This window comes from Gluconobacter potus, assembly GCF_015244705.1.
In the GTDB taxonomy this organism is placed as follows: Bacteria; Pseudomonadota; Alphaproteobacteria; order Acetobacterales; family Acetobacteraceae; genus Gluconobacter; species Gluconobacter potus.
In genome coordinates, this window is record NZ_JABCQF010000004.1 from 256,766 (window position 1) to 280,868 (window position 24,103).

24 protein-coding genes, 1 tRNA gene and 3 pseudogenes are annotated in these 24,103 nt (G+C 59.6%); 7 read left to right on the forward strand and 21 right to left on the reverse strand.

Annotated elements, in window-relative coordinates; all coding sequences use genetic code 11:
- Positions 1 to 59: 59 nt before the first annotated feature.
- The 3 genes from rnhA to ispH are packed head-to-tail and all read right to left on the reverse strand — an operon-like array spanning position 60 to position 2,472.
- Entirely contained in the window at positions 60 to 512 is a 453-nt protein-coding gene (rnhA, locus tag HKD31_RS09010) for a ribonuclease HI (RefSeq protein ID WP_041110635.1), read from the reverse strand.
- Positions 505 to 1,455, reverse strand: coding sequence for a homoserine kinase (locus HKD31_RS09015; protein WP_194264517.1), 951 nt, complete (start codon positions 1,453 to 1,455; stop codon positions 505 to 507). The genes rnhA and HKD31_RS09015 overlap by 8 nt, the downstream gene beginning before the upstream one ends.
- Before the next feature lie 6 nt (positions 1,456 to 1,461).
- Complete coding sequence (ispH, locus tag HKD31_RS09020; protein ID WP_062494789.1) at positions 1,462 to 2,472, reverse strand: 4-hydroxy-3-methylbut-2-enyl diphosphate reductase; 1,011 nt, start codon at positions 2,470 to 2,472, stop codon at positions 1,462 to 1,464.
- 102 nt (positions 2,473 to 2,574) lie between these two features.
- Between ispH and HKD31_RS09025 the strand changes: the two genes are divergently transcribed.
- Together HKD31_RS09025 and HKD31_RS09030 are read left to right on the forward strand one after the other, a co-directional pair.
- Positions 2,575 to 3,168, forward strand: a complete 594-nt coding sequence (locus HKD31_RS09025) for a hypothetical protein (protein ID WP_194264516.1) — start codon at positions 2,575 to 2,577, stop codon at positions 3,166 to 3,168.
- 132 nt (positions 3,169 to 3,300) lie between these two features.
- Positions 3,301 to 5,184, forward strand: a complete 1,884-nt coding sequence (locus HKD31_RS09030) for an OPT family oligopeptide transporter (protein ID WP_228120393.1) — start codon at positions 3,301 to 3,303, stop codon at positions 5,182 to 5,184.
- 23 nt (positions 5,185 to 5,207) lie between these two features.
- Here the strand turns inward: HKD31_RS09030 and HKD31_RS09035 are convergent, their stop codons facing one another.
- The 3 genes from HKD31_RS09035 to HKD31_RS09045 all read right to left on the reverse strand — a co-directional run bounded on the left by HKD31_RS09035 (position 5,208) and on the right by HKD31_RS09045 (position 7,160).
- Complete coding sequence (locus HKD31_RS09035) at positions 5,208 to 5,765, reverse strand: hypothetical protein (protein ID WP_194264514.1); 558 nt, start codon at positions 5,763 to 5,765, stop codon at positions 5,208 to 5,210.
- 215 nt (positions 5,766 to 5,980) lie between these two features.
- Positions 5,981 to 6,553, reverse strand: coding sequence for a cob(I)yrinic acid a,c-diamide adenosyltransferase (locus HKD31_RS09040; protein ID WP_062493898.1), 573 nt, complete (start codon positions 6,551 to 6,553; stop codon positions 5,981 to 5,983).
- A gap of 16 nt (positions 6,554 to 6,569) precedes the next feature.
- On the reverse strand, positions 6,570 to 7,160 hold the full coding sequence (locus tag HKD31_RS09045) for a DUF4142 domain-containing protein (RefSeq protein WP_062493901.1): 591 nt from the start codon (positions 7,158 to 7,160) through the stop codon (positions 6,570 to 6,572).
- Between the two features lie 116 nt (positions 7,161 to 7,276).
- Here HKD31_RS09045 and HKD31_RS09050 point away from each other — a divergent pair, with 116 nt between their 5' ends.
- Positions 7,277 to 7,708 (forward strand): DUF423 domain-containing protein, encoded by a 432-nt coding sequence (locus tag HKD31_RS09050; protein ID WP_194264513.1) that lies wholly within the window; start codon positions 7,277 to 7,279, stop codon positions 7,706 to 7,708.
- Positions 7,709 to 7,714: 6 nt separating this feature from the next.
- Here HKD31_RS09050 and HKD31_RS09055 read toward each other — a convergent pair whose 3' ends face one another.
- Positions 7,715 to 8,047 carry a hypothetical protein gene (locus HKD31_RS09055; RefSeq protein WP_062493906.1) on the reverse strand — a complete coding sequence of 111 codons (333 nt, stop codon included), beginning with the start codon at positions 8,045 to 8,047 and terminating at the stop codon, positions 7,715 to 7,717.
- Between the two features lie 89 nt (positions 8,048 to 8,136).
- Between HKD31_RS09055 and HKD31_RS09060 the strand changes: the two genes are divergently transcribed.
- Positions 8,137 to 8,661: a TlpA family protein disulfide reductase gene (locus HKD31_RS09060; RefSeq protein ID WP_228120395.1), complete on the forward strand. Its 525-nt coding sequence runs from the start codon at positions 8,137 to 8,139 to the stop codon at positions 8,659 to 8,661.
- A 41-nt stretch (positions 8,662 to 8,702) separates the two neighbouring features.
- On the opposite strand, the gene HKD31_RS09065 is transcribed toward HKD31_RS09060, so the two are convergent.
- From HKD31_RS09065 to HKD31_RS09120, 12 genes are all read right to left on the reverse strand, one after another.
- Positions 8,703 to 10,391, reverse strand: coding sequence for a M3 family oligoendopeptidase (locus tag HKD31_RS09065; RefSeq protein WP_194264511.1), 1,689 nt, complete (start codon positions 10,389 to 10,391; stop codon positions 8,703 to 8,705).
- A 41-nt stretch (positions 10,392 to 10,432) separates the two neighbouring features.
- Positions 10,433 to 11,644, reverse strand: coding sequence for a pyridoxal phosphate-dependent aminotransferase (locus HKD31_RS09070; protein WP_194264510.1), 1,212 nt, complete (start codon positions 11,642 to 11,644; stop codon positions 10,433 to 10,435).
- Positions 11,641 to 12,843 (reverse strand): pyridoxal phosphate-dependent aminotransferase, encoded by a 1,203-nt coding sequence (locus HKD31_RS09075; RefSeq protein WP_194266172.1) that lies wholly within the window; start codon positions 12,841 to 12,843, stop codon positions 11,641 to 11,643. Before HKD31_RS09075 ends, HKD31_RS09070 begins: the two co-directional genes overlap by 4 nt.
- Before the next feature lie 151 nt (positions 12,844 to 12,994).
- Complete coding sequence (leuB, locus tag HKD31_RS09080; RefSeq protein ID WP_194264508.1) at positions 12,995 to 14,104, reverse strand: 3-isopropylmalate dehydrogenase; 1,110 nt, start codon at positions 14,102 to 14,104, stop codon at positions 12,995 to 12,997.
- Complete coding sequence (gene leuD, locus HKD31_RS09085) at positions 14,101 to 14,727, reverse strand: 3-isopropylmalate dehydratase small subunit (RefSeq protein ID WP_041110654.1); 627 nt, start codon at positions 14,725 to 14,727, stop codon at positions 14,101 to 14,103. Before leuD ends, leuB begins: the two co-directional genes overlap by 4 nt.
- Positions 14,727 to 16,154, reverse strand: a complete 1,428-nt coding sequence (gene leuC, locus HKD31_RS09090; RefSeq protein ID WP_194264507.1) for a 3-isopropylmalate dehydratase large subunit — start codon at positions 16,152 to 16,154, stop codon at positions 14,727 to 14,729. Before leuC ends, leuD begins: the two co-directional genes overlap by 1 nt.
- 21 nt (positions 16,155 to 16,175) lie before the next feature.
- Positions 16,176 to 16,568, reverse strand: a complete 393-nt coding sequence (rplS, locus tag HKD31_RS09095) for a 50S ribosomal protein L19 (RefSeq protein WP_041110658.1) — start codon at positions 16,566 to 16,568, stop codon at positions 16,176 to 16,178.
- Positions 16,569 to 16,592: 24 nt separating this feature from the next.
- Positions 16,593 to 17,297, reverse strand: coding sequence for a tRNA (guanosine(37)-N1)-methyltransferase TrmD (gene trmD, locus HKD31_RS09100; RefSeq protein ID WP_041110660.1), 705 nt, complete (start codon positions 17,295 to 17,297; stop codon positions 16,593 to 16,595).
- The gene (gene rimM / locus HKD31_RS09105) at positions 17,294 to 17,836 is read right to left on the reverse strand and encodes a ribosome maturation factor RimM (protein ID WP_194264506.1); all 543 of its coding nucleotides are present in this window, start codon (positions 17,834 to 17,836) and stop codon (positions 17,294 to 17,296) included. The genes trmD and rimM overlap by 4 nt, the downstream gene beginning before the upstream one ends.
- A 28-nt stretch (positions 17,837 to 17,864) precedes the next feature.
- Positions 17,865 to 18,212 carry a 30S ribosomal protein S16 gene (rpsP, locus tag HKD31_RS09110; RefSeq protein ID WP_153429026.1) on the reverse strand — a complete coding sequence of 116 codons (348 nt, stop codon included), beginning with the start codon at positions 18,210 to 18,212 and terminating at the stop codon, positions 17,865 to 17,867.
- Between the two features lie 40 nt (positions 18,213 to 18,252).
- The gene (gene ffh, locus HKD31_RS09115; RefSeq protein ID WP_194264505.1) at positions 18,253 to 19,680 is read right to left on the reverse strand and encodes a signal recognition particle protein; all 1,428 of its coding nucleotides are present in this window, start codon (positions 19,678 to 19,680) and stop codon (positions 18,253 to 18,255) included.
- Between the two features lie 128 nt (positions 19,681 to 19,808).
- Entirely contained in the window at positions 19,809 to 20,339 is a 531-nt protein-coding gene (locus HKD31_RS09120; RefSeq protein ID WP_228120397.1) for a Spy/CpxP family protein refolding chaperone, read from the reverse strand.
- Between the two features lie 217 nt (positions 20,340 to 20,556).
- Here HKD31_RS09120 and HKD31_RS09125 point away from each other — a divergent pair.
- Together HKD31_RS09125 and HKD31_RS09130 are read left to right on the forward strand one after the other, a co-directional pair.
- Positions 20,557 to 20,646 (forward strand) — tRNA-Ser (locus tag HKD31_RS09125).
- Positions 20,647 to 20,885: 239 nt separating this feature from the next.
- Positions 20,886 to 21,611, forward strand: a pseudogene (locus HKD31_RS09130) (IS5 family transposase).
- Between the two features lie 11 nt (positions 21,612 to 21,622).
- Here the strand turns inward: HKD31_RS09130 and HKD31_RS09135 are convergent.
- Complete coding sequence (locus HKD31_RS09135) at positions 21,623 to 22,105, reverse strand: hypothetical protein (protein WP_194264504.1); 483 nt, start codon at positions 22,103 to 22,105, stop codon at positions 21,623 to 21,625.
- A 477-nt stretch (positions 22,106 to 22,582) separates the two neighbouring features.
- On the opposite strand from HKD31_RS09135, the pseudogene HKD31_RS09140 reads away from it, so the two are divergent.
- Positions 22,583 to 23,498, forward strand: a pseudogene (locus HKD31_RS09140) (IS481 family transposase).
- On the opposite strand, the pseudogene HKD31_RS09145 reads toward HKD31_RS09140, so the two are convergent.
- Positions 23,496 to 23,888 (reverse strand): annotated as a pseudogene (locus HKD31_RS09145) (transposase); the annotation flags it as partial. The pseudogenes HKD31_RS09140 and HKD31_RS09145 overlap by 3 nt on opposite strands.
- Positions 23,889 to 24,103 lie beyond the last annotated feature (215 nt).

Genomic DNA, 24,103 nt, shown 5'->3' on the forward strand with positions numbered 1-24,103 from the left:
GAACTTTTTTTGTCGATTTTTTCGTTTCTCTTCAAAGACCTGAGAAAAACCGTCATTTTTCAGAGCTCTTCACGCCCCCGCGTCGCGAGTTGATCCACGCGTTCGTTGTTCTCGTCGCCTGAATGGCCCTTGACCCAGAGCCAGTCGATCTCATGCGGTTTCGCGGCTTCAAGGATCCGCTGCCACAAATCCATGTTGGCGACGGGATCGCCGGCCGCATTGCGCCACTTCCGCCGCACCCAGCCTGTATGCCAGCGGGTGATGCCGTTGCGCAGATATTCGCTGTCCGTATGCAGCGTCACGATGCACGGACGTTTGAGAGCTTCCAGCGCCTCGGCTGCTGCTGTCAGTTCCATGCGGTTATTTGTGGTTTCCGGGTCGCCGCCCAGAAGTTCTTTTTCCTGACCGCGGCAGACCAGAAGCGCGCCCCATCCGCCGGGGCCCGGATTGGGTTTGCATCCCCCATCCGTCCAGATTTCCACCCGGGGACGTTCTCCAGGCGCCTCAGACATGAGACACGCTTTGGAAATGACGCAGGCGCCGCAGATAGGCCAGCGGATCCTTGCGGGTGACCAGGGCATCTGCGGGCGTGTTGATCCAGTCGTAAAGCCGCGTCAGTAGAAAGCGGATCGCAGCGCCCTGACACAATGTCGGAAGCGCGGCTTTTTCTGTGTCATTCAGAGGGCGAATGCTCTCGTACCCCTGGATGATAGCGGCGGCAAAAGACGGCTCGAACGTCTTTTCGTCCCGGAAGCACCAGGCATTCAGGCAGATCGCCAGATCGTAGGCCAGAAAATCCGTGCAGGCGAAATAGAAGTCGATCAGCCCCGAGACCTGCCCGTTCTGGAAAAAGACATTATCTGGAAACAGGTCCGCATGAATCTGCCCGCGCGGGAGAGCGTCCGGTACAGGCCACGCGGCCTCGACGTTCTGAAGCGCCTTCCGAACTTCAGCCGTCAGACCGGGTGAAAGAGCGTCTCCGCTTTCGCCACAGCTTTCGAGCAGTGGCCCCCATGCCGCCGGAGACAGGGCATTGGGTCGGACGGCATCATACCCTTCGCCAGCAATGTGCAGCCGGGCCAGCACCTTGCCCAGTTCGAGACACAGCTTCGCGTCAAGCTGCGTTGCAGAAACGCCGGGAAGAAATGTCGTGATGGCGGCGGGGCGGTCTGCGAGGCTGCGCAGGGCAGTCCCGCTCCGGTCTGATACGGGAAGCGGGCAGTTCAGCCCCCTGCCCGCCAGATGCTGCATGAGCCCCAGAAACCACGGAAGTTCAGCGGCATTCACACGCCGCTCGAACAGCGTGAGAATGAAATCCCCCTCCGTCGTGCGAAGGAGGAAGTTGCTGTTTTCGACACCCTCGGCGATGCCATGAAACGAGACCAGCGTCCCGATATCGTAAGTGCCAAGAAACGCCTCGAGCGTCTCGGCCGCCAGTTCCGTATAGACGGCCATGAGAGATCAGTCGTCCTCGCCAGCCAGGGGGCCAGGCAGGCGGAAGTTGATGTTCTCTTCCTTGACGATCCGCTCTTCGATCTTGAGCGTGTATTTCTCGGCGAGCGCCGTCACCATTTCCTGCACGAGGCTTTCGGGAGCAGACGCGCCGGCACTGATGCCAAGCGTTTCCACGCCTTCGAGGACGCTCCAGTCCAGATTTTCGAGCTTCGGCACCAGCAGCGCACGGCGTGCACCGGATCGCTCGGCCACTTCCCGCAGGCGCTGCGAGTTGGACGAGTTCGGTGAGCCGATCACGATCACAAGATCGCTCTCGGGCGCGATGGCCTTCACGGCTTCCTGACGATTGGTCGTGGCGTAGCAGATATCCTCGCGCTTGGGCCCTTCGATCAGCGGGAAGCGCGAGCGCAAGATGTCCACGATCTCGGCCGTGTCATCGACCGAAAGCGTCGTCTGCGTGATGAAGGCCAGCTTGGCTGGATCTTCCGGCTGGATCGTGCGGGCTTCTTCCGCATCGTTGATGAGCGTGACGGCGCCCGGCGGAAGCTGGCCCATCGTGCCTACGACTTCTGGATGGCCCGCATGGCCGATCATGAGGATATGAAGCTGGTCCGGGCCACCGCCCGCGAAGTGACGTTCGGCCTCACGATGAACCTTCGACACCAGTGGGCAGGTCGCATCCAGATATAGCAGGTTGCGGCGCTGTGCTTCTGCCGGCACGGCCTTGGGAACGCCGTGGGCCGAGAAAACGACATGTCCGTCTTCCGGCACTTCATCCAGTTCCTCGACGAAAATGGCGCCCTTGGCTTCCAGTCCTTCAACGACGGTCCGGTTATGGACGATCTCGTGGCGGACATAGACCGGAGCACCGTAACGGCGCAGGGCTTCTTCCACGACACGGATGGCGCGGTCCACACCGGCACAGAATCCACGCGGACCGGCGAGCAGGACGCGAAGGGTTTTATGGGCTTCCACACCGTCGGTGCGGGAAGGAGCGAAAGTCGTCTGTTCTGACATGGTGTTCCCCAAGCGGGCGGAGTTCGATATGTAGGACCAGTATCGACCGGATTGCCTCTCGTCGCAACGTCCGGGCCGCTTTGTTGGGAGTTTCTTCAGCTGATGCCAGCCATCCGGCGCCTCGCCTCGCCTCTGTTTGCTCCGGCTTTTGCCCTTGTGGCGCTTTCGAGTCTGGCCGGCTGCGACGAATCCAACCCGAGTTTCTTCGCCCCTGCCTGCCCGGCGCTCGATATCCCGGGTTCGGCAGCGGACCAGTTCGTCTATGACGGCAAGAGCGCGGATATCGGCAGTCTCGTCAGCCATGCCCAGATCGCCTCCCTCTCCGGGGACTGCGAACGTGGTCCGGATGGTCCGCATGGCCACCAGACGGTTCGTACACGCCTGAGCCTTGCGATGAACCTGACCCGTGGTCCGGCTGCGACCAGCAGCACGATCGACGTGCCGTATTTCATCGTCATCATGCGTGACGGCAAGATCGTGGACAAGAAGGTCTTCACCGACAGCTTCCGCTTCCCGGCCAATGTCAGCACGCAGTCCGTCCGGACGAACCTGCGCCTGATCGATCTTCCTGCCACGGACAACATGACGCAGGAAAATCCTTACACGCTTGAAATCGGCTACCAGCTGACGCATGGCGAACTCGGGTATAACCGCGAGCATCTCGCACCGGTGTCCTTCCACAGCCACACACAGTAACCAGAGCGCCGGGTCAGCCCTTCAGACACAGGCGGCAGCCCGTTATTTCATGATAACGGACTGTCGCGAATGGCCCGGCATACGGACACGGCGGAATGTTCCGTGCCGGCTATCATTTCGGAACAGAAACACATGGACAATCGCGAACTGACCCTCCGCGGGATTATTCTCGGAGCCCTCATCACGGTCGTCTTTACGGCAGCGAACGTCTATCTGGGCCTCAAGATCGGCCTGACTTTCGGCTCGTCCATTCCCGCCACGATCATCTCGATGGCTGTCCTGCGCCTTATGGGCGGCGGGACCATGCTGGAAAACAACATGGTCCAGACCCAGGCTTCCGCGGCCGGAACCCTGTCCTGTGTGTTCGCAGCACTCCCGGCCCTCATCATGGTCGGATACTGGCATGAATTTCCCTATGTCATCACGATTCTGCTGACGATGGCGGGGGGCATGACGGGCGTCGTCTTCACCATTCCACTGCGACGCGCGCTCGTAAGCAACTCCGATCTGCCCTACCCCGAAGGCACAGCCTGCGCGGAAATCCTGCGCGCCTCCTCCCCCGAAGGTGATGCCCGGAGCCTGAGATCCCTCACCCTCGGCACCATCGTTTCAGGTGCCGTTGCCTTCGCAACCTCGGGGCTGCGTCTTCTGTCAGATGGGTTTTCCGCCGCAACCGTCGTGGGATCGTCCGCTTTCCGGCTGAATGGCAGCTTTTCGCTGGCCCTGCTGGGAACGGGCTATCTGGTCGGGATTGGTGGCGGGATTGCCATGCTGCTCGGTGTCTTTCTGGCATGGGGCATCATGGTGCCGGTTCTGGGCCATCTCACCCCTTCAGCCACACCCCTGGCAGACGCAACGGGGCTCTGGCTGCACAAAGTGCGCTTCATCGGCGCTGGCACCATTGCGGTTGCCGCGGTCTGGACCCTGCTGGCACTCGCGCGCCCCGTGGCCCAGGGGCTGAAGGAAGCACTCTCCATCACTCATCTGGCAACGGGAGATGACAGCGACCGCGATCTGACGCCCCGGACGCTGATTGCCCTGTGTACAGGCCTCGCGATGCTGCTGGCAGGACTGTTCGCCTATTTCCTGTGGCCCGTCATGCCGCATGGCGGTGCACTGGCCACCCTGATTCTGCTGGGCCTGGTCGCCTGCTTTGGGCTGGGCTTCCTGGTCGCCAGCGCCTGCGGCTACATGGCCGGGATCATCGGATCTTCGTCCTCGCCAATTTCCGGCGTGGGGATCATTGCCATCATTGCCATTTCGGTCGCCCTGTGGGGGCTGGAAAGCACTGGACTGCTCAGCGTCGAACAGCGCCCCATAGCGATTGCCTTCGGACTTTTCGTGCTCTCCGCCATCACGGCCTCGGCAGCTGTTTCCAATGACAACCTGCAGGACCTCAAGACCGGCCAGCTCGTCGGAGCAGCCCCCTGGAGGCAGGAAGTTGCCCTGCTGATCGGCTGCGTGGTTGGTGCGATCGTTATCCCCTGGGTGCTTCAGGTCCTGTATCAGGCCTACGGCTTTGCCGGAGCAATGCCACGTGAGGGCATGGACCCGTCACGTGCACTTGCCGCGCCACAGCCTGCGCTGATGGCCGCCATCGCCACCGGGATCCTGACCCACCAGCTCGACTGGCTCATGCTGGAAATCGGAGCGGCTCTCGGCGTGCTTCTGGTCATCCTGGATGTCGTGCTGCACCGCCGCAATCTGGCACTTCCGCCGCTGGCGGTCGGGATGGGCATCTATCTTCCGGCAGATGTCTCGGTCACGATTGGCATTGGTGCGGGGCTGGGATGGCTGCTGCGTCGCTTTCCCAAGGAACAGGGAACGATGATCGCGTCAGGCTTCATTGTTGGAGAGAGCCTGATCGGCGTGGCGCTCGCCGCCATGGCGGGAGCAACGGGAAGCGCCGATACACTGGCGCTTCCCGTCCCAACCCTGCTGAATGCAGGGCTGGGCTGGGCAGTCTTCTGTGGCGTCCTGCTCTGGTTCGGACGGCAGGTCAGACAGTCAGACTGAGTTCAGGAGGGTCAAACCCGGGATCAGGCCTTCACCCACCACTGCACCGGCTCCTGCTCGGCCACTTCCGTCTCTGCCATTTCCACGGCTGCCGGAGTGGCTTCCTTACGGGGGCGACCGACAGGACGGGGCGCACGACGTGCCGCCTCGGCAGCCTGCTCACGGGCCTGATGCAGGGATGCCTTCAGCGTCTGGATCGCATCCTGGTTTTCACGCAGTTCGCGGTTCAGTTCGGTGATCTGGATCTTCGCATGGGCTTCGCGCGTTTCGAATGCCTTGAGCTGGGCGCGGATATCAATCAGGCTCCGCTCAGCTTCTTCCCAGCGGCGCTGCTCGCGCTTGACCGACTGGCGCAGACGCTCGATTTCTTCCTGATCTTCCTGACTGGGATTGCGCGTGGCAATTCCGCGGCTCCCCTGATGTTCGACCACAACCTGTCCATCACGGACGAAACGCCGGCGACGTTCAGGAGTGGGTGTGAGAGGGCGGGGCTTGGAAGAACGGGAGGAGGCTCCTGCCCCCAGACGGGCCAGAGCCTGTCGCAGCTTGTCTTCTTCGTTAACCTGATGCTCGTCCTGCATTCTGTATTCTTCAACCAATATGATATTTGTAGATTTCGTCCCTGCCGGACAGGCCTGCCGAAAGACAGAAAAGCTGACCGGACCTTGGCCCACCCAGCAACGACACGCCCTGACAAGGATATGAAAAGTCGACTCGTCTGGAGAAACTCCAGCGTTCTGACGCAAGTGTCCTAGCACTTCACCGGCATTCTGTCATCAGAACAATAAGCGATGGCTTATATTTTCTTCTGGTGCCAGCGTCCCGGAGACCAGAGAATATCCGTTTCACCATGATTATTGGCATGACGGGCAAGCACAAAGAAGTAATCGGACAGTCTGTTCAGGAAACGAAGTGTTTCCGCAGGTGCCTGTTCCAGCAAAGCCACCCGCCGCTCGGCCCGCCGCGCAATGGTCCTTGCCAGATGCGCGTGCGCCGCGACAAGGGTTCCGCCGGGCAGGACAAAACTTCTGAGATCCTGCTGGGATTTGCGCATCTCCTCCAGCCGGACTTCAAGCCAGAGACTGGCTTCCGCAGTCAGGCTGGGAGTGCGGTCCGGGTCGGGCAGACAGAGATCCGCACCGAGATCAAACAGGCAGGACTGGATCTGCCGGACCTCGTCTTCAAGAGCGGCAGTCCGGGTGTCCTGTGCCATGTAACAGCACAGGACACCCAGCTGGGCATTGAGTTCATCAACAGTCCCCATCGCTTCGATACGGTCAGACGACTTGGAAACGCGTGTTCCGTCGCCAAGTGACGTCTGTCCCCCGTCGCCACCACGGGTCACGATCCTGTCGATGCGGATGCTCATGCCCTGATCCTGCTGCTTAGTGGCTTCTTTTGTGCTTCGCGTGATGGCTGATCGTGCGATCACCCATCAGGTCATGCGCACGGGATGTGTGATCCGTCAGCAGCTTGTCCGTGTCTGACGCGAGGGTTTTCACATCGGGCGTACCACCCGAAGCCTTGGCAGTCGTAATTGCCTTGCCCAGGTCCGCCGTGCGGGTGCTCACGACATCACGCAGGAACATGCGATCAAATGCCGCCCCATAGAGATGCGAGAACGAATCGACGTGCTCCTGATCGGCGGCATCGATCTTGGCGGCTACGGTCAGGTTGCCATCCGAAGCGATCTTGGCGACGGCCTTCTGATTGGTCGTGTGATCCGCCTGAACGGTCGACGCGAATGCCTTGATCACGTCGCTGTTGCTGTGCGTAGCCGCAAGTGTCGCAATAGCGATCTGCGTCTGGTCCATCTCGTCGATCTGCTGGATGAAGGCCGCGTCCGCCGTGGTCAGCTTATATGTGGATGCCACGCTCGGAAGAGCGGGAGCCGGCGGCGCATCAGGAGCATTACAGGCGGCCAGACCGGCAAGAAGGCCGGCGGACAGGCACAGACGGAGATACGAAACAGTCATCGAAGCTTCCTTTTTCAAACGCACCTGACCTCAAAAGGACAGGCCGCGACAGACTGACACTCCACTCATGACAGTCTCTCATTCGCTGTTCAGACAACACATGATACATTCACGGCATGTCCGCAAATCCTGTCCGCACCGACATGCCAGATCTGATCCGGGGAAGTTTCATTTTCGCCGCCCTTTCGGCGGCTTCCGGCGTCATGCTCGGCGCCTTGTCCGCCCATCTTCCGGACCGGCTTTTTGCCATGCCGGGGGGACGGGCCATGCTGCATTCCGCAATCGAGATCCAGATGTGGCATGCACTGGGACTCTGCGTGCTGTCCCTGAACGCATCCCGTCTCTCGCCGAAACTGATCCGCCTGTCCTGTCTGTGCATGGCGGTGGGCATGGTGCTGTTCTGCATGCCGGTCACACTGCTCGCCCTGTTCAATCTCAGACTGGGGCCTATGTCAGTCGGACGGATTGCCCCTTATGGCGGGACGATGCTCATGATTGCCTGGTGCCTGGCCGCGGCATCTGCCCTGCGGCGTCCGTTCCGAAATTGAGCTCCGTTAGACGCGGCTTTTTCTGATTCGCTGAAAAATCAGCAGACCGATTGCCTGCACGCCAAGCGCCAGAAGGAAGCAAGCAATCATGATCCCCGTCAGGATCAGCTGTTCGCGCCCAAGACCGGATTCAATATGAAACAGGCTGTAGAGCTCCTGCCAGGCGGATGTTCCCGCCACATGCTGCGCAAACTTGATCGCCGGCTGCCAGAAGCGGAACACCGATGCGAATGCGAGCGTCAAACCCACGAGAATTACGGTCCGGATCAGGGTTTCCGCAACGCTGATCTCGCGCGGAGACGTCACGTCCGGGCGTGATGGTGTTTTTTTCAAACGCATGACCTTTCGTCAAAACTGGGCTTTAATCATCTGTTCCTGTCGTTCTGCGTTATGGCATGCAGAGGACAACATCAATGAAAGCCTTTTTCATGCGCCGTTCCCTTCTTGCCGCTGCCGGCCTCGGTCTGGCGCTTACCGCAACCCTTCCCGCTCATGCCGCGTCCACGGAAGTGACCCCGACACCTGCCCCGCAACTGACTGAAACGTCGGCGCCACCCGTCGCCACGCCATATCCGGATACGACCGTAGCCCACGATCAGGTGACCCAGGCCTTTGCCCTGGCGCAGAAGACCCATCGCAAGGTTCTGCTGGACTTCGGGGGCAACTGGTGCCCGGACTGCAAGATGCTCAGCGGCATTTTTGCCCTGCCCGACGCGGCACGCTGGCTGGACAGCCAGTTCGTCGTCGTCCCGGTCAATGTAGGGCGCATCAATACCAATCTTGATCTGGCCGCGCGCTATGGCGTGACCATCAAGGCTGTCCCGACCGTCATCATCGTGACACCGGACGGCCATGCCCTGAACGGCGACGGGTCCACGGCTCTGGGCAATGCCCGCAGCATGTCGCCACAGGCTGTCCTGGACCTCATTTCCAGCTGGAACAAACGCGGCTAAGTCCCTGAGGCTCCGGCTTTTTCCGGAGCCTCAGTCCATACTCAGAGAGCAAGCACCTGCTCGGCCTCATGCACGACTTCTGCCAGGACATCCGCCTCGAACGGAGAGGTCAGCCCGGCCTCGGACACAAGCTGCGCGAAGGGCTTTGAGCCTCCTTCAGCGCAAAGTCTGCGATAGGTTTCGAGCGTCCCTTCACGGTCCAGACGCGAACCCAGCCAGAGCTGCAATGCGCAGCACTGGGCCAGCGCGTAGTCGATGTAATAAAACGGCAGCCGGTAGATATGGAGCTGCGCCTGCCAGCGTCCGCCCTTCGCCGGATAGGCCAGATCGCCCCAGTCCCGCCACGGCATGTAAAGCTTTTCAAGCCGTTGCCAGGTCTGATGACGCTCTTCCGGTGTCATCTCCGGACGGGCGTAAACTTCATGCTGGAAATGATCCACGCAGACGCCGTACGGGAAGAACGACAGCGCGTCGATCAGATGCATCCGGCGATACCGGTCCGCCGCGCCATCTTCGACCAGAGCGCCAATCTGCGGCCAGGTCAGGAACTCCAGTCCCATGGAATGGATTTCAGCCGCTTCCATGGTCGGCCAGAGCTGATCGATCCACGGCAGGTCACGGCTTTTCCAGTTCTGGAAGGCGTGACCCATTTCATGCGTGAAAACGCCGATATCGTTATGGGTGCCGTTGAAATTAGCGAAGATGTAAGGCGTTCCAACTGTCGGAAAAGAGGTGCAGAACCCGCCCCCGGCCTTGCCCTCACGGTTCTTCAGATCAAGATAGCCCAGATCCCGCATCTGGGCGTAGAAATCGGCCATCTCGCCTGACGGATCGAGATCGCGGAACATGCCTTCCGCACGCGCGACCAGAAGATCATGATCACCCGCCGGTCCGGGATTCCCCTGAAGGTCGATGAGCGCCTCATCCCACGCCATCACCTTGTCCCAGCCCATTTTCAGGCGCCGGCGTTCGATCAGCGAACTGATCAGCGGCGTGACATAGGCCAGGACTTTCTCACGGAACGCCGCGACCTGCTCGGGCCCATAATCCGTCCGCCGCATCCGGCGATATCCCAGTTCGATATAGTTCTCGAAACCGAGCGTCTTTGCCATCCGGTCCCGCAGGGCGACGAGCTTGCCGTAAAGGGCATCGAGTTCGGCCCCGTTTTCCTCAAAGAAGGCCCAGCGCGCCGCCTCGGCAGCATGACGGACATCCCGGTCCATGCCCTGAAGATACGGCACCAGTCCCGACAGGTTGAGCGTCTTGCCGTCGAAAGGGATTTTCGCGGCTGCCAGAAGGGCCGTATATTCCCCCGCAAGCCGTGCCTCTTCCTCAAGATCCGTGCTGATGCGCGGATCGAAGGTCGTCGTGTCAGATTCCCAGAGCCGCACCACATGCGGCGTCACGATGGCTTCAAGCCCCTCGCGGTCAGGATCGGCCAGGAGGCGTTTCTTGACCGTCACCTCATGATCGGTCGCGACCGGGGACAGTCGGTCGGCATAGTCACGATCAGCCTTCGCAGCTTCATCCTGAGTATTGCGCGAAAACTGCAGATGGACATGCGACGCCCACGACTCATACTCGCGCCGCACAGCATCAAACGCGTGCAGGGCTTCCACACGGTCGCCGGCATCAAGCAGGGACGCGATGGCATCATAACGGGCCTTCAGAGACTGTTCGTCAGGCCGGGGGAAAGACAGTTCGGAAAAGGGAGGGATTGTCTTCGTCATGGCATAATTCTGCCATTCCCCGACCCCCGCGTCCATGCCTGTCAGACGGTCCGGATATCGCCCACAAACTGCGTGATACGACGGCAGGCTTCAACCAGCTGCTCATCCGAAGCGGCAAAGGAGAGGCGCAGATAGGGGCTGTATCCGAACGCCGAGCCCGGCACGGTCGCGACATGCGCCTCGTCCAGAAGCGCCTCCGCAAAAGCCACATCCGTATCGAGCAACCGTCCCTGCCCCGATGTACCGCCAATCAGGGCCGCAATCCCCGGATAAGCATAGAACGCACCATCCGGCATCACGCAGGTCAGGCCGGGCACCTGCTGCAAGGCCCCCACGACCAGACCGCGTCGGCGCTCATAGGTTTCCAGCATCCGGGCGATCCCGTCAGCATCTCCATCCAGTGCTGCGACTGATCCGGCCTGTGCGAGCGTGCACACGCCGGACGTGGAATTGCCCTGCACCGCGACCATGGCCTGAATCAGCGGGACCGGACCACAGGCGAACCCGACGCGCCAGCCCGTCATGGCATAGGCCTTGGCCATGCCATTCACAATCAGGATACGATCTGCCAGATCCGGTGCGACACTCAGCAGCGACAGATGCTTCTTCCCGTCGAACGTCAGATGCTCATAGATCTCGTCGCTCATCACGAGAACATGCGGCGCTTCACGCAGCACATCCGCGATGGCTTCCAGATCCTGACGCTCAAGGATCGCACCCGTTGGATTGTTCGGGAAATTCAGGACCAGCCATTTCGTCCGCGGCGTAATGGCCTCACGGATCGCTTCAGGGTCAGGACGGAAGCCGTTTTCTTCCCGACAGCGGATCTCGACTGGAACTCCGCCCAGCATCCGGGTGATCAGCGGATAGCTGACCCAGTACGGCGCCGGCACAATGACCTCGTCCCCGACTTCCAGCGATGCCATCAGCGCGTTGAAAATGACCTGCTTGCCCCCATTCGCAACCATGATCCGGTCAGACGTGACGTCCAGAGCGTTGTCACGACGGAACTTCCGGATAATGGCGTCAATCAGCGGCTTCTGGCCCGGGATCGGCGGATAACCTGTATCCCCCGCCTTCGCTGCGGCATAAGCGGCTTCGATCGCTTCGGGCGGCGACGGAAAATCCGGCTGCCCGAGTGCGAGCGAAATGACATCCGCTCCCTGCGCCTTCAGTTCACGCGCGCGCGCTGCCATTGCGATGGTGGCCGGACGAGGAAGATCAGCCAGACGGGATGCGATGGTGAAACTCATGAAAGCCCTCGGCAGAAATTCTGGATCCGGGTGCAGGCTTCCTTCAGAAGCTCCGTGCTGGTCGCATAAGAGATCCGGAAATAGCCGGGCGTCAGAAACGCCGTGCCATGCACGGCCGCAACACCGGTTTCCTCTAGCAGGGCCGTCACGAAGGCTTCGTCACCATCGATGAGACGGCCACCTTTGCTCGTCTTGCCCAGTGTGCCGGCGATGGACGGAAACGCATAGAAAGCGCCTTCAGGAAGAGCGCAGGACAGGCCCGGCGCCTCATTCAGCATCCCGATCACAAGATTGCGCCGCTCCTGACACACCGCGACCATTTCGGAAATGAAGTCCTGCGGTCCGGAAACAGCTTCCTGTGCGGCAGCCTGGGCAATGGAGCACGGATTGCTCGTGCTCTGTCCCTGGAGCTTGATGAGCTGTCGTGTGAAATCCACCGGAGCGGCAGCAAAACCGATCCGCCAGCCCGTCATGGCGTAAGCCTTGGACACACCGTTCATCGTCACGGTACGCGAACGCAGGCGCGGCTCGACCTGAACCACGGTCTTGGCAACAGCCCCGTCATACAGGAGCTTGGCGTACATATCGTCTGTGAGGATCCAGATATCCGGATAGTCCAGCAGCACATCCGTCAGCGCCTTGAGAGCCTCGGTATCGTAAGCCGCGCCTGTTGGATTGCAGGGCGAATTGAGACAGACCCACTTTGTCCGGGGCGTAATCGCGGCGCGAAGCTGCTCGGCCGTCAGACGGAAACCGTTTTCCGGGTCGGTCTGGACAATGACGGGCGTGCCATCGGCCAGCGTCACGATGTCGGGATAGGAAACCCAGGCAGGGGCCGGAATGATGACCTCATCCCCTGCATTCAGGGTCGAAACCATGACATTGTAAATGACCTGCTTGCCACCCGTAGAGACGCAGATTTCCTCGGCTTTGTAATCAAGATCGAAATCAGCGTTCAGACGCGCCGCCACGGCCTTGCGCAGTTCGAGTGTGCCTGCAACGTCCGTATATTTGGTCTTGCCGGCCTCAATGGCCCGGATCGCTGCCCGCTTGATGAAATCAGGCGTATCGAAATCCGGCTCGCCCGCGGAAAGGCTGATAATGTCACGGCCTTCTGCCTTCAGGGCGCGCGCTTTCTGGGTCACGGCAATCGTCTGGCTGGGAAGGATACGGTTCAGACGGTCGGCAATAAAGGACATGACAGGTTTCCGGATCATTTCGATGGCGCGATCCTAGACATGTTCGGGCAGTTTTGACCACAGCCGCCCCGGCTCCAATCAATAAAAAAGGCGCCTTCCCCGAGGAAGACGCCTTGATGCCGAGAGCACCGGAAAGCCAGTCGTGGAAAACTCAGGCCAGCTTTTCCATCTCGCGAAGCACCGCCTGCCCCATCATTTCGGTGCCGACTCGAGCCATTCCCGGTGACATGATGTCACCGGTACGCAGACCCGAAGCCAGAACATTGGAAACCGCCGTCTCGATCAGGTCGGCATCCTCAGCACGATTGAGCGAGTAACGCAGCAGCATGGCGAACGAAAGGATCTGGGCCAGCGGATTGGCGATCCCCTTGCCCGCAATGTCCGGTGCGCTGCCATGGATCGGTTCGTACAGGGCATTGCGCTTGCCATCCGCGCGAACCGGGCCAAGCGTGGCCGACGGCAGCATACCGAGCGAGCCCGTCAGCATGGAGGCCAGATCGGACAGGATGTCGCCGAACAGGTTGCCCGTGACGATAACATCGAACTGGTTCGGGTCGCGGACCAGCTGCATCGCGCAGTTATCAGCCAGCATGTGGGACAGCTGGACATCCGGATATTCACGCTTGTGGACGTCGGTCACGACTTCCTTCCATAGCAGGCCGCTTTCCATGACGTTGCACTTCTCGACCGAACACACGCGGTTGTCGCGCTTGCGGGCAAGATCGAAAGCAACGCGTGCCACGCGCTCGATTTCGGATGTCGTGTAGACTTCCGTGTTGATGCCACGACGCGAACCATCGGGCAGCGTCTCGATCCCACGCGGCTCACCGAAATAGATGCCACCAACCGTCTCACGGACGATCATCAGATCCAGTCCACGCACCACTTCCGGCTTCAGCGCAGACGCATCGATCAGGGCGTCGAACAGCTTGGCGGGACGCAGATTGGCGAACAGTTCAAGTTCCTTGCGGAGCTTGAGGATCGCCACTTCGGGGCGCTTGTCGAAGCCTACATGGCTCCAGGCCGGATCGCCCACCGAACCGAACAGCACCGCGTCAGACTGACGGGCCAGTTCAATGACCTCATCACGGATCGGCACACCATGTACGGCAAGGGATGCGGCGCCGACGAGTTCTTCCGTGATGTCCAGTTTCAGGCCGCAATGTGCGCTCATCCAGTGCACGATCCGCGCGACTTCGCGCATGACTTCCGGACCGATCCCGTCTCCGGCCAGAACCAGAAGCTTGTATGCGTCGCTCATTTCACAGTCCCTATGGTAATTGACGGTACCCAGGCACGGCTCGGACGATGCTCGAAACTGGTGATCTCGGCATCATGCGCCATGGTCTGCCCGATATCGTCCAGACCTTCGAGGAGCATGTGACGGCGGAAAGGATCGACATCGAACGGAATGCTCTCCCCGTTCGGGCGTACGATCACCTGACGCTCCAGATCCACCGTCAGGCGCGAATTCGCCCCCTGACGGGCATCATCCATCAGTTCGTCACAGATCTCGCGCGGCAGCCGGATCGGGAGAATGCCGTTCTTGAAGCAGTTATTGAAAAAGATATCGGCAAAGCTGGGCGCAATAACGCAGCGGATTCCAAAATCCAGCAGCGCCCAGGGCGCATGCTCACGCGAGGAGCCGCATCCCAGATTATCATACGTGATCAGGATTTCAGCGTGCCGGTAAGGCTCCTGATTGAGCACGAAATCCGGCTTTTCATTGCCGTCCGCGTCATAGCGCTGGGCCGCGAAAGCGTTCTTGCCCAGACCTGTCCGCTGGATGGTCTTGAGAAAGCGCGCCGGAATGATCTGGTCGGTGTCGATGTTCTCGGTCGGCATCGGCGCCGCAATGGCGGTCAGTTCCGTGAACTTGTCCATCAGACGGTCTCCTTCACCAGTTCACGCACATCGCACAGACGCCCCGTGACAGCGGCCGCGGCAGCCATGGCGGGCGAACACAGATGTGTCCGGCCATCCGGGCCCTGACGTCCTTCAAAATTACGGTTGGAAGTCGAGGCGCAGCGCTGGCCCGGCGTCAGACGGTCCGGGTTCATTCCCAGACACATCGAGCATCCCGCCTCACGCCATTCGAACCCGGCATCCAGAAAGATTTTGTCCAGTCCTTCAGCTTCAGCCGCGTGCTTCACCAGACCGGAGCCCGGCACGATCATGGCGCGAACACCTTCCGCGACATGATGTCCGCGAACCACGTCCGCAGCAGCGCGCAGGTCTTCCAGTCGGCTGTTCGTGCAGGAACCGATGAACACGACATCCACCGGCGTCCCGGCGATCTTCTGCCCGGCTTCAAGACCCATATAATCCAGGGCACGCTGGATCTGGGCTGCACGGGCCGGATCGGGCTCATCAGACGGAGACGGCACCGAACCATCGATCGGCAGCACGTCCTGCGGGCTGGTACCCCACGTCACGGACGGGATGATCTCTTCAGCGGCGAGCGTGACTTCCGTATCGAAATAGGCGCCATCGTCAGAGGCAAGGCTGCGCCAGTAGTCGCAAGCCTGCTCGAAGGCTTCGCCCTTCGGTGCAAACGGACGGCCCTTCACATAGGCGAAGGTCGTTTCGTCCGGCGCGACCAGACCGGCACGCGCACCAGCTTCGATGGACATGTTGCACAGCGTCATACGGCCGGCCATGTCCAGATCACGGATCGCAGATCCTGCAAATTCAATGACATGACCGGTGCCGCCAGCGGTACCGATCCGGCCGATGATCGCCAGCATGATGTCTTTCGCCGTCACGCCGGGACCGACCTTCCCCTCGACGGAGACGCGCATGTTCTTCGCCGGCTTCTGCAGGATCGTCTGGGTCGCCAGCACGTGTTCGACTTCGGACGTACCAATGCCAAACGCCAGCGAGCCGAGCGCGCCATGCGTGGAGGTGTGGCTGTCGCCGCAGACGATCGTCATGCCTGGCAGGGAAATGCCCTGCTCCGGCCCGACAACATGCACGATGCCCTGAGAGGCGGAGCGCAGCGGGAAATAGGGGACGCCGAATTCGGCGACATTCTTCTCAAGCGTTTCGATCTGGAGGCGGCTCTGCGGCTCCTCGATCGGCTTGGAACGGTCGGACGTGGGGACATTGTGGTCCGCCACGGCCACCGTGGCATCCGGACGACGCACGCGGCGCCCGGACATCCGCAGGCCTTCGAAAGCCTGCGGACTTGTCACCTCGTGGACGAGGTGCCGGTCGATGTAGAGGATGCACGTCCCGTCCTCGAGACGTTCGACGACATGATCGTCCCAGATCTTGTCAAAAAGGGTTCTGGGCGAATTGGTAACGGGCATCCTGTCTCTACTCCGGACGGTTTAGGAAGCGGCCTTGCTGTCAGCCTTCGGCAGATCGCGCGGACGCTCTGCGATACGGGCGGACTTGCCCGAACGGCCACGCAGGTAATACAGCTTCGCGCGACGGACCTTACCGCGACGCACGACTTCGATGCTGGCGATCGACGGTGCGTACAGCGGGAACACGCGCTCCACGCCTTCACCGTTGGAGATCTTGCGAACCGTGAAGTTGCTGTTCAGACCCTTGTTAGAACGGGCGATGACAACGCCTTCGAAGCTCTGCACACGCTCACGCGTGCCTTCGACAACGCGGACGCCAACGCGGACCGTGTCACCTGCAATGAACTCGGGAACAGCGCGGACGCCGGAAAGACGCTCGATCTCGCGCGCCTCATACTGCTGGATAATGTTCATGACCAAACTCCTGAAAACAAAACTTCAATGGACCTGCTGTCGTGCCAGATACGCATCCCAGAGGTCCGGGCGGCGCGCCTTCGTGACGGCGATTGACTGTTCATGGCGCCAGCGGGCGATGGCACCATGGTTGCCGGAGAGAAGAATGTCGGGCACGTCCCGCCCGTCCCACACTGCCGGCTTGGTGTACTGTGGATATTCAAGAAGCCCGTCGGCGAAGCTTTCGTCCTGACCGCTGACGTCCGATCCCATGACGCCAGGAAGAAGACGAACACACGCATCCAGAAGCGTCAGGGCGGGAATTTCCCCACCCGACAGCACGACATCGCCCATGCAGAGCTGCTCGATATCGTGCTTTTCCAGAACGCGTTCGTCCACCCCTTCGAAGCGGCCGCAGAGAACGACGACTCCCGGACCGGACGACAGGCGCTCCGCATCTTCATGCGACATGCGCCGTCCCCGTGGCGTCGGATAGACGACCGGACGGCCATCCAGCGCCGGAAGCGCCGAGAGGGCCGTATCCAGAACGTCTGCCCGCATCACCATGCCGGCTCCGCCACCGAACGGCGTGTCATCCACGGCCCGGTGACGTCCCAACCCGTGCTGGCGCAGGTCATGCGCCTCACAGGACCAGATCCCCCGTTCCAGCGCCCGGCCCGCGAGGGAAAATCCCAGCGGCCCCGGGAACATGTCCGGGAAAAGGGTCAGAATGTCCGCGCGCCAGCTCATGCCCGCACCTGGACCTCGCCAGCCAGATCCCCCTCGACCTCGACTTCAACGGGCGGAACAAGAACCACTTCCCGTTTCGCAAGGTCCACACGGGGAACGCAGGCCAGCGTGAACGGCACGATCAGACCACGATCCACTTCCAGGCTGACGCCTGCGCCGTAATCGTGAACGACCGAAACCGTTCCCAGGACATCTCCGTCTTCGGAGACCGCCGTCATGCCGATCAGGTCAGCATGATAGAACTCGTCATCTCCGGTCTCGGGCAGGAGCGCACGCGGGACATACAGCTTGACGTTGACCAGCCGCTCGGCAGCCGTACGGTCAGGAAGGTCCTGACCATCGGCATCCGTAAGCGCCGCCACGCCAGCTGAAATCCAGCGTGCCGTCCATGCCCTACCCTGCTCGTCATGCAGCGTACCCAGATCTTCGACCGAAGCCGGATCGTCGGTGGCAGCATGAAGATGCACAAGACCGCGAACACCGTGCGGGCGACCGACGGTAGCAATCAGGACATCACTGTCAGGGTTGAAGCGGGGCACGTCTCGGGCTTCCTGAAAAGCAGCTCAATCAGGCTGCGGCAGCTGCGGCAGCAGCGGCCTTGGCGCGCTCCTGAGCCTTCGCCTTTGGAGCGGACTTCTTCGGCTGCTCGTTGTAGGTCGGCTTCGGAGCCAGGCCAGCGTTGCCGAGGAAACGGGCAACACGGTCCGTGGCGAGGGCGCCGTTGGACAGCCAGTGCTTGATGCGCTCGTCAACGAGACGGATACGGTCGGCATGGTCGGCCGGCAGCATCGGGTTGTAGGAACCAACCTTCTCGATGAAACGGCCATCGCGCGGGCTGCGGCTGTCAGCAACAACGATGTGGTAGTAGGGACGCTTCTTAGCACCTGCACGTGCAAGGCGGATCTTGAGGCTCATGAAATACTCCTGAGAAACAGACTTGTAAAAACGGGACGGATCAGGCGAAAGGCGGGCGTCCGCCGGGTTTACCCCCGGGGCCACCCATGCCCTTCATCAGATCCGCCAGACCTCCTGCACCACCCATGCCGCGCATCAGGCCACCAAGGCCCATCTTGCTGATGCGTTTCATCATGGTGGACATGTCGTTGAACTGTTTGAGCAGACGGTTGATCTCCGGAACCGTGGTTCCCGAGCCTGCCGCGATGCGCTTCTTGCGGGACGCCTTGATGATCTCGGGCGTCTTGCGCTCCTGCTTCGTCATCGAGGAAATGATGGCCTTGTGACGCTTGAAGATCGATGTATCGAGCTCCTTGTCACCCAGCATATCCTTGATCTTTCCCATCCCCGGCATCATGCCGAGAATGCCGGAAATCGAGCCCATGCGGTTGATCTGGTCGATCTGGGAGACGTAGTCGTCCAGGTCGAATTTGCCCGCGAGCATCTTCTTTGCGACGCGCTCGCCTTCCTCGTGATCGAGGGTTTCGGCGGCACGTTCCACCAGCCCGGCAACGTCACCCAGACCGAGAATACGGCCGGCAACACGTTCGGGATGGAATTCTTCAAGGGCTTCGAGATTCTCACCCGAACCGGTCAGCTTGATCGGCGCGCCCGTGATGGCCTTCATGGACAGGGCGGCGCCACCGCGAGCATCGCCATCCATACGGCTCATGACAACACCGGTAATGCCGACAGCCTCATTGAAGGCCTTGGCGGTATTGACGGCGTCCTGACCGGTCATCGCGTCAACGACCAGCAGCGTCTCGGCCGGCTTGGTGAGCGTGCGGATTTCCCGCACTTCATCCATCAGCGCCTCATCGATCGACAAGCGGCCTGCCGTATCGAGGATGACGACGTCATAACCTTCAAGACGACCCGTTTCGAGCGCACGCTTTGCGATCTGAACGGGAGACTGCCCGGCAATGATCGGCAGAGCCTGAACACGCCCCGTCTTGGCGTTGACGCGCTCGGCCAGCTGCTGGAGCTGGAGCTGCGCCGCCGGACGCTGGACGTCGAGGCTGGCCAGAAGGACCTTCTTGTGCTCGCGGCTGGACAGGCGCAGGGCGATCTTGCCGGAGGTCGTGGTTTTACCCGAGCCCTGCAGACCCACCATCAGCACCGGTACCGGCGGATTGGCGGACAGGTTCAGCGGAACCGCCCCTGCCCCGCCAAGCGCGTCGATCAGCGCGTCATTGACGATCTTGGCCACGGCCTGACCGGGGGAAACGCTTTCCAGCACTTCCTGCCCGACAGAGCGCTCACGGACCTTGTTGACGAAGTCCCGCACCACAGGCAGCGCAACGTCCGCCTCCAGCATGGCGAGACGCACTTCACGCATGGCCTCGGTGACATCAGCCTCCGAGAGCTTCCCGTTCCTGGAAAGCCCATCGAGGACACCGGACATCTTGCCTGAGAGTTGTTCGAACAACGGGTCACCTTAAAGCAAACAGAAACACGCCACTGCGCGAGTCTTCGCGAGGTGGCGTGTCCGGAAACAGAACCCGTCTATCCTCTTGCCACCGAAGCGTCAAGCGATAGACGGGGAAGCAGCAGTTTTCAGGGCATATCGTCCGGATCACCCTCCGGCGGCGGCCCCATCAGGGCTTTCATCTGCTCATGGAGCGCCTTGATCTTGTCCATGGTCTCCCTGGCCTGCTGACGCTGGGCCGGGGTCAGCAGATCATGAAGCTGCTCCATGGTGTCGAGGTGAAGGGCGGAAACCTTGGCCTTGACCTCGTCTTCCTGCTTGCTCAGATCCGCCAGCGTGGCGCGATCCAGGTCACCAGCCACACTGAGAGCGTCGTGGATCTTGCCCTCGATGGCACGTCCCTCAAGGCGCAGCGCACGCTCGTCCTGATGGGCCTTCTCAAAAATGGTCTTGAGCTTTGCCTTCTGCGCCGTGGTCAGCGTGATGCCAGGGGGGATGGGCGGCATCATGGAGCCCGGGCCGCCATAGGGCGCACCGCCCGGGGGGGGACGATGGCCGTCAGAGCCATGATGCCCCTCGGCAGAAGCCGCTAGAGGAGCCACCACTAGACCGAGGGCGGCAATGACAGGAAGAAAAGCAGCGGGACGAAAGATCGTCATGGACGTCATATCCTTGGAGGTTATGGCAGCCGGAGACGCACAAAACGCCTCCATACGTTTCTAGATGGCACGTTTCAATGTTGCTGACCGCCCCCTTCTGCGTTTCAAAAAGTAAGCCCCCCACCCCTATGTAACACCAGACCTTGACGGCAGAAGTTTCCCGTCGCATGAAGCATCCGATCCAGGCAGAATCCTTCAGAAATGAAGCCTGCCGGATGGAGAGGTGGCCGAGTGGTTTAAGGCAGCGGTCTTGAAAACCGCCATACGTGAGAGCGTATCGTGGGTTCGAATCCCACCCTCTCCGCCAGATAATTCAAAAATTCCCAGTATATTCAGCGATTTATTGGTTTGGCCTGATTTTATCCCACCTTAATAGATTACCGCTCCATGAGGCGTAGGGACAACTTTCTGCTGTGGCCCAGAAATTCTCATGCTGATTGACTAGTCTCTAAAGCGCTTCGCTGTCAGACACATACGAAGCGCCAGCTAGGGTCTGTTAGGCCTTGAATAACAGAACGGACTGCATAGCTGCTTATGATGAGCATGATGCAGTCTGTTTTTTCTGATCAGGCCCGGTCTGTATGGGAACCGCTGATCGAGGAAGTCCGTCCCAAGGGAAAAACTCCACCGACGAACCTTCGACGGACGATATCCGCGATTTTCTAGCGTCACCAGAACGGCGCGAAATGGCGTGCCATGCCACCCGAGTTTGGTCCTTGGTGGATTGCGGCACAGTTGTTTATTCGCTGGTCGAAGCTCGGTGTGTGGCAACGCCTCTTTGACAATGTCAAAGATGGGGATCAGGCCCTGGGCATGGTTTTTCTTGATGGCACGACAATCCGTGCCCATCACAAGGCGGCCGGAGCGGCTAAAAAAGGGGGCTCAGAGAACGCCGAAAAGATCGTGAGGCTCTTGGCCGCTCACGGGGAGGGTTTGGCACCAAGGTCTGCGTAGCTACGGACAGTTATGGCCAGGCACTGTCCTTCACGCTGTCACCCGGACAGGCGCACGAACTACCGTATGTCGTCTGCGACCGTGGGTATGCCTCACATAAATTCCGTGAAGATCTTTGGAACCGCGGATCTCGTCCCGTCATCCCACCAAGGAAAAACGATCCAGAAGTCGCCTGTCCAAAATGGGCATACAGACACCGGCATCTGGTCGAAAATCTGCGGGCAAGGCTTAAGGAATGGCGGACTGTCGCGACCCGCCGCCGCATCCTTCTTCTCCGTCATCCTCATCGCTGCAACCGCAGACTCTATCAAGGCCTAACAGGCCCTAGATCAGATTTCTTTGTCGTGCTCTAGATTCAAAGAAGTATATCCCGTGCCGTCGTCTATGCCAATAATGCGGTGGCTAAAAACTCGAACAAGGTTTTTTAACTGTGTTAAGCCCCCATAAGGCCAAGACGCAGAATCGAACTCTAAACGCCCTATCCCTTCATCATCTCTTGCAACACGCAAATACTGAAAATCGTTTTCTAGCAAACCAGACACCAGAGATTCAAAACTCATCCGCCTTTTCAAACCAGGATCATGCTTCCGAATATTTACTGGGGTATTAAACCAACGATTTCGCCAATCTTCATCCTCTTTCTTTGTATACGTCGGGAAGTTTTTTACAAAATCGTCTCCTAATTCGGATTTCAATGCCTCTATATGTACCGGTACCTCAGTGGTTATGTGCCTGTTAAATATTTCAACGCAATTACGTATTTTTTCGAAGTGGTTTTTATTATAAATCTCAAATAAAATATAGTTACTCACCTCTAATTCCTCCACCTCTCTTCGTGGGAGACTCTATTTCTGAGTTTATATTTAAATCAATATCGTCTAACGCCTTCATCCTGCTAACGGGAGCATATCGCACCGAATAGCATAATGGTGAATGGGAACAGCGTGGCCGATGAAATCGCAGATCATATTGAAGGCGTGTACGGAGGATAAAATTCGCAAGTTTCCACTCTCTCGTCGTCACTCACAGAAGTCCGCTTTCAATTTGAATAGCTAAAATATCTGTCATTCGCGGTTTAAGACTCACAGCCAAAACATGGCGGTTGCGACGAGACAGATGGTCAGTGACGCAGACCAAGGCGCGCTGGACGCGCATCTCCTCGGCAAACGTGACAGATCGCGTATTCCAATCGAACACCGAGAGAAAACGGCTTGTGGTACTGGGATTTGACTGAAACGCCGGCCATGCTCCTGTTTCCTCGCAGCCTACCTGTTTAGTCCCGGGGTTTGATGGTGCATTATTTTCACACGCGTGGAAGGAAGCGCTATGGGCCAGATTCTTCACGGGAGCGCTACGGGGTCAACCCGAAGACGGTCGCCAAATGGAAAAGGCGGAGCGATACATCGGGTTGTCGCACCGGCCCGAAGGCTCCTTCTTCGACCGCCCTGTCGACCGAGGAAGAAGCGATCGTCTTGGCATTCCGCCGTCATATTTTGCTGCCTCTGGACGATTGCCTTTATACGCTACAGGCGACGATCCCACACCTGACGCGCTTCTTCATTGCATCGCTTCCTTCAGCGTCACGGCATCTCCCGCCTGCCTGATACCGAAGGCGACAAACCGAAGCATGCCAAGTTCAAGACCTATCCGATCGGTTACTTTCACATCGATATCGCCGAGGTTCAGGCAGCTGAGGGCAAGTTGCGCCTGTTCGTCGCCATAGACCGGACCAGCAAGTTCGCCTTTGTCGAGCTTCATCAGCAGGCGGGTAAAATGGTCGCAGCGGGATTCCTTCGGCGCTTGATCGAGGCCGTTCCCTATAAAATCCACACGGTTCTGACCGATAACGGCATCCAGTTCACCAATCGGGCCTGCGATATTTATGCCTTCCATCACATCTTCGGCCGGGTTTGTGATGAAAACGGTATCGAGCACCGTTTGACCAAGGTGAAACACCCCTGGACGAACGGCCAGGTGGAAAGAATGAACCGCACGATCAAAGAGGCAACCGTCAAGCGTTTTTACTATGAAACGCACGACCAGCTCCGCCGCCGCCTCGCGGACTTCGTCGCAGCCTACAATTTCGCCCGCAGGCTCAAGACCCTGCGCGGTCTCACGCCATACGCATTCATTTGCCAGCAGGGAAAAAAACCATCACGGTTCAAACAAAGCCCGCACCACCAAATCCCAAGACTAAACAGCTAGGGCGTGGATCTTGCTGGTAAGGCGGCCGCGGAAACGTCCCATGCCGCCATCATTTCCATCCCCTTTTTTCCCGTGACTGCATGCTGGTGAACGCGAACACAGGTCGAATCGATTATGACGATGTCACCATCGTAAGCCGCTGAAACGACCTCAAGAAGCCGATCCCAAACCCCAGCTTTTCGCCAGCGGACGAAAGGGTTGCAGCAGGTGGGCGGCGGCCCATAGCGTTCGGAGATTTCTGCCTAGGGCGAACCTGCCCGAAAGCGCCAAAGGATGCCCATCCAGCACACAGCGATCATCGACGCGGGAAACACCACGCGGCTTGTCGGGCAGCAACGGCGATAGGATAGACCATTCGCGGTCGGTAGGTTCATAGCGGCAGCGCGTCATCAAGGCTCCCTCAGCCCGAAACCTTGAACCACGCGTGCCGCTAAACACCAACAATTTTTATGAGTTCACGACTTGGAGAAATAATATCCATCAATTCCGGGACGGCTAAAAAGATGCAACAGATTGCGTCCCATGGATTGAATATGAAACAATCATTTCGTACCGTATTTATGACGATATGTCGTGAATTTTATCATCCTTTTCACAATGGATTG

Coding starts and splice junctions, on each gene's coding strand:
- rnhA (WP_041110635.1), bottom strand. CDS start 512: ATGTCTGAGGCGCCTGGAGAACGTCCCCGGGTGGAAATCTGGACGGAT.
- HKD31_RS09015 (WP_194264517.1), bottom strand. CDS start 1,455: ATGGCCGTCTATACGGAACTGGCGGCCGAGACGCTCGAGGCGTTTCTT.
- ispH (WP_062494789.1), bottom strand. CDS start 2,472: ATGTCAGAACAGACGACTTTCGCTCCTTCCCGCACCGACGGTGTGGAA.
- HKD31_RS09025 (WP_194264516.1), top strand. CDS start 2,575: ATGCCAGCCATCCGGCGCCTCGCCTCGCCTCTGTTTGCTCCGGCTTTT.
- HKD31_RS09030 (WP_228120393.1), top strand. CDS start 3,301: ATGGACAATCGCGAACTGACCCTCCGCGGGATTATTCTCGGAGCCCTC.
- HKD31_RS09035 (WP_194264514.1), bottom strand. CDS start 5,765: ATGCAGGACGAGCATCAGGTTAACGAAGAAGACAAGCTGCGACAGGCT.
- HKD31_RS09040 (WP_062493898.1), bottom strand. CDS start 6,553: ATGAGCATCCGCATCGACAGGATCGTGACCCGTGGTGGCGACGGGGGA.
- HKD31_RS09045 (WP_062493901.1), bottom strand. CDS start 7,160: ATGACTGTTTCGTATCTCCGTCTGTGCCTGTCCGCCGGCCTTCTTGCC.
- HKD31_RS09050 (WP_194264513.1), top strand. CDS start 7,277: ATGTCCGCAAATCCTGTCCGCACCGACATGCCAGATCTGATCCGGGGA.
- HKD31_RS09055 (WP_062493906.1), bottom strand. CDS start 8,047: ATGCGTTTGAAAAAAACACCATCACGCCCGGACGTGACGTCTCCGCGC.
- HKD31_RS09060 (WP_228120395.1), top strand. CDS start 8,137: ATGCGCCGTTCCCTTCTTGCCGCTGCCGGCCTCGGTCTGGCGCTTACC.
- HKD31_RS09065 (WP_194264511.1), bottom strand. CDS start 10,391: ATGACGAAGACAATCCCTCCCTTTTCCGAACTGTCTTTCCCCCGGCCT.
- HKD31_RS09070 (WP_194264510.1), bottom strand. CDS start 11,644: ATGAGTTTCACCATCGCATCCCGTCTGGCTGATCTTCCTCGTCCGGCC.
- HKD31_RS09075 (WP_194266172.1), bottom strand. CDS start 12,843: ATGTCCTTTATTGCCGACCGTCTGAACCGTATCCTTCCCAGCCAGACG.
- leuB (WP_194264508.1), bottom strand. CDS start 14,104: ATGAGCGACGCATACAAGCTTCTGGTTCTGGCCGGAGACGGGATCGGT.
- leuD (WP_041110654.1), bottom strand. CDS start 14,727: ATGGACAAGTTCACGGAACTGACCGCCATTGCGGCGCCGATGCCGACC.
- leuC (WP_194264507.1), bottom strand. CDS start 16,154: ATGCCCGTTACCAATTCGCCCAGAACCCTTTTTGACAAGATCTGGGAC.
- rplS (WP_041110658.1), bottom strand. CDS start 16,568: ATGAACATTATCCAGCAGTATGAGGCGCGCGAGATCGAGCGTCTTTCC.
- trmD (WP_041110660.1), bottom strand. CDS start 17,297: ATGAGCTGGCGCGCGGACATTCTGACCCTTTTCCCGGACATGTTCCCG.
- rpsP (WP_153429026.1), bottom strand. CDS start 18,212: ATGAGCCTCAAGATCCGCCTTGCACGTGCAGGTGCTAAGAAGCGTCCC.
- HKD31_RS09120 (WP_228120397.1), bottom strand. CDS start 20,339: ATGACGATCTTTCGTCCCGCTGCTTTTCTTCCTGTCATTGCCGCCCTC.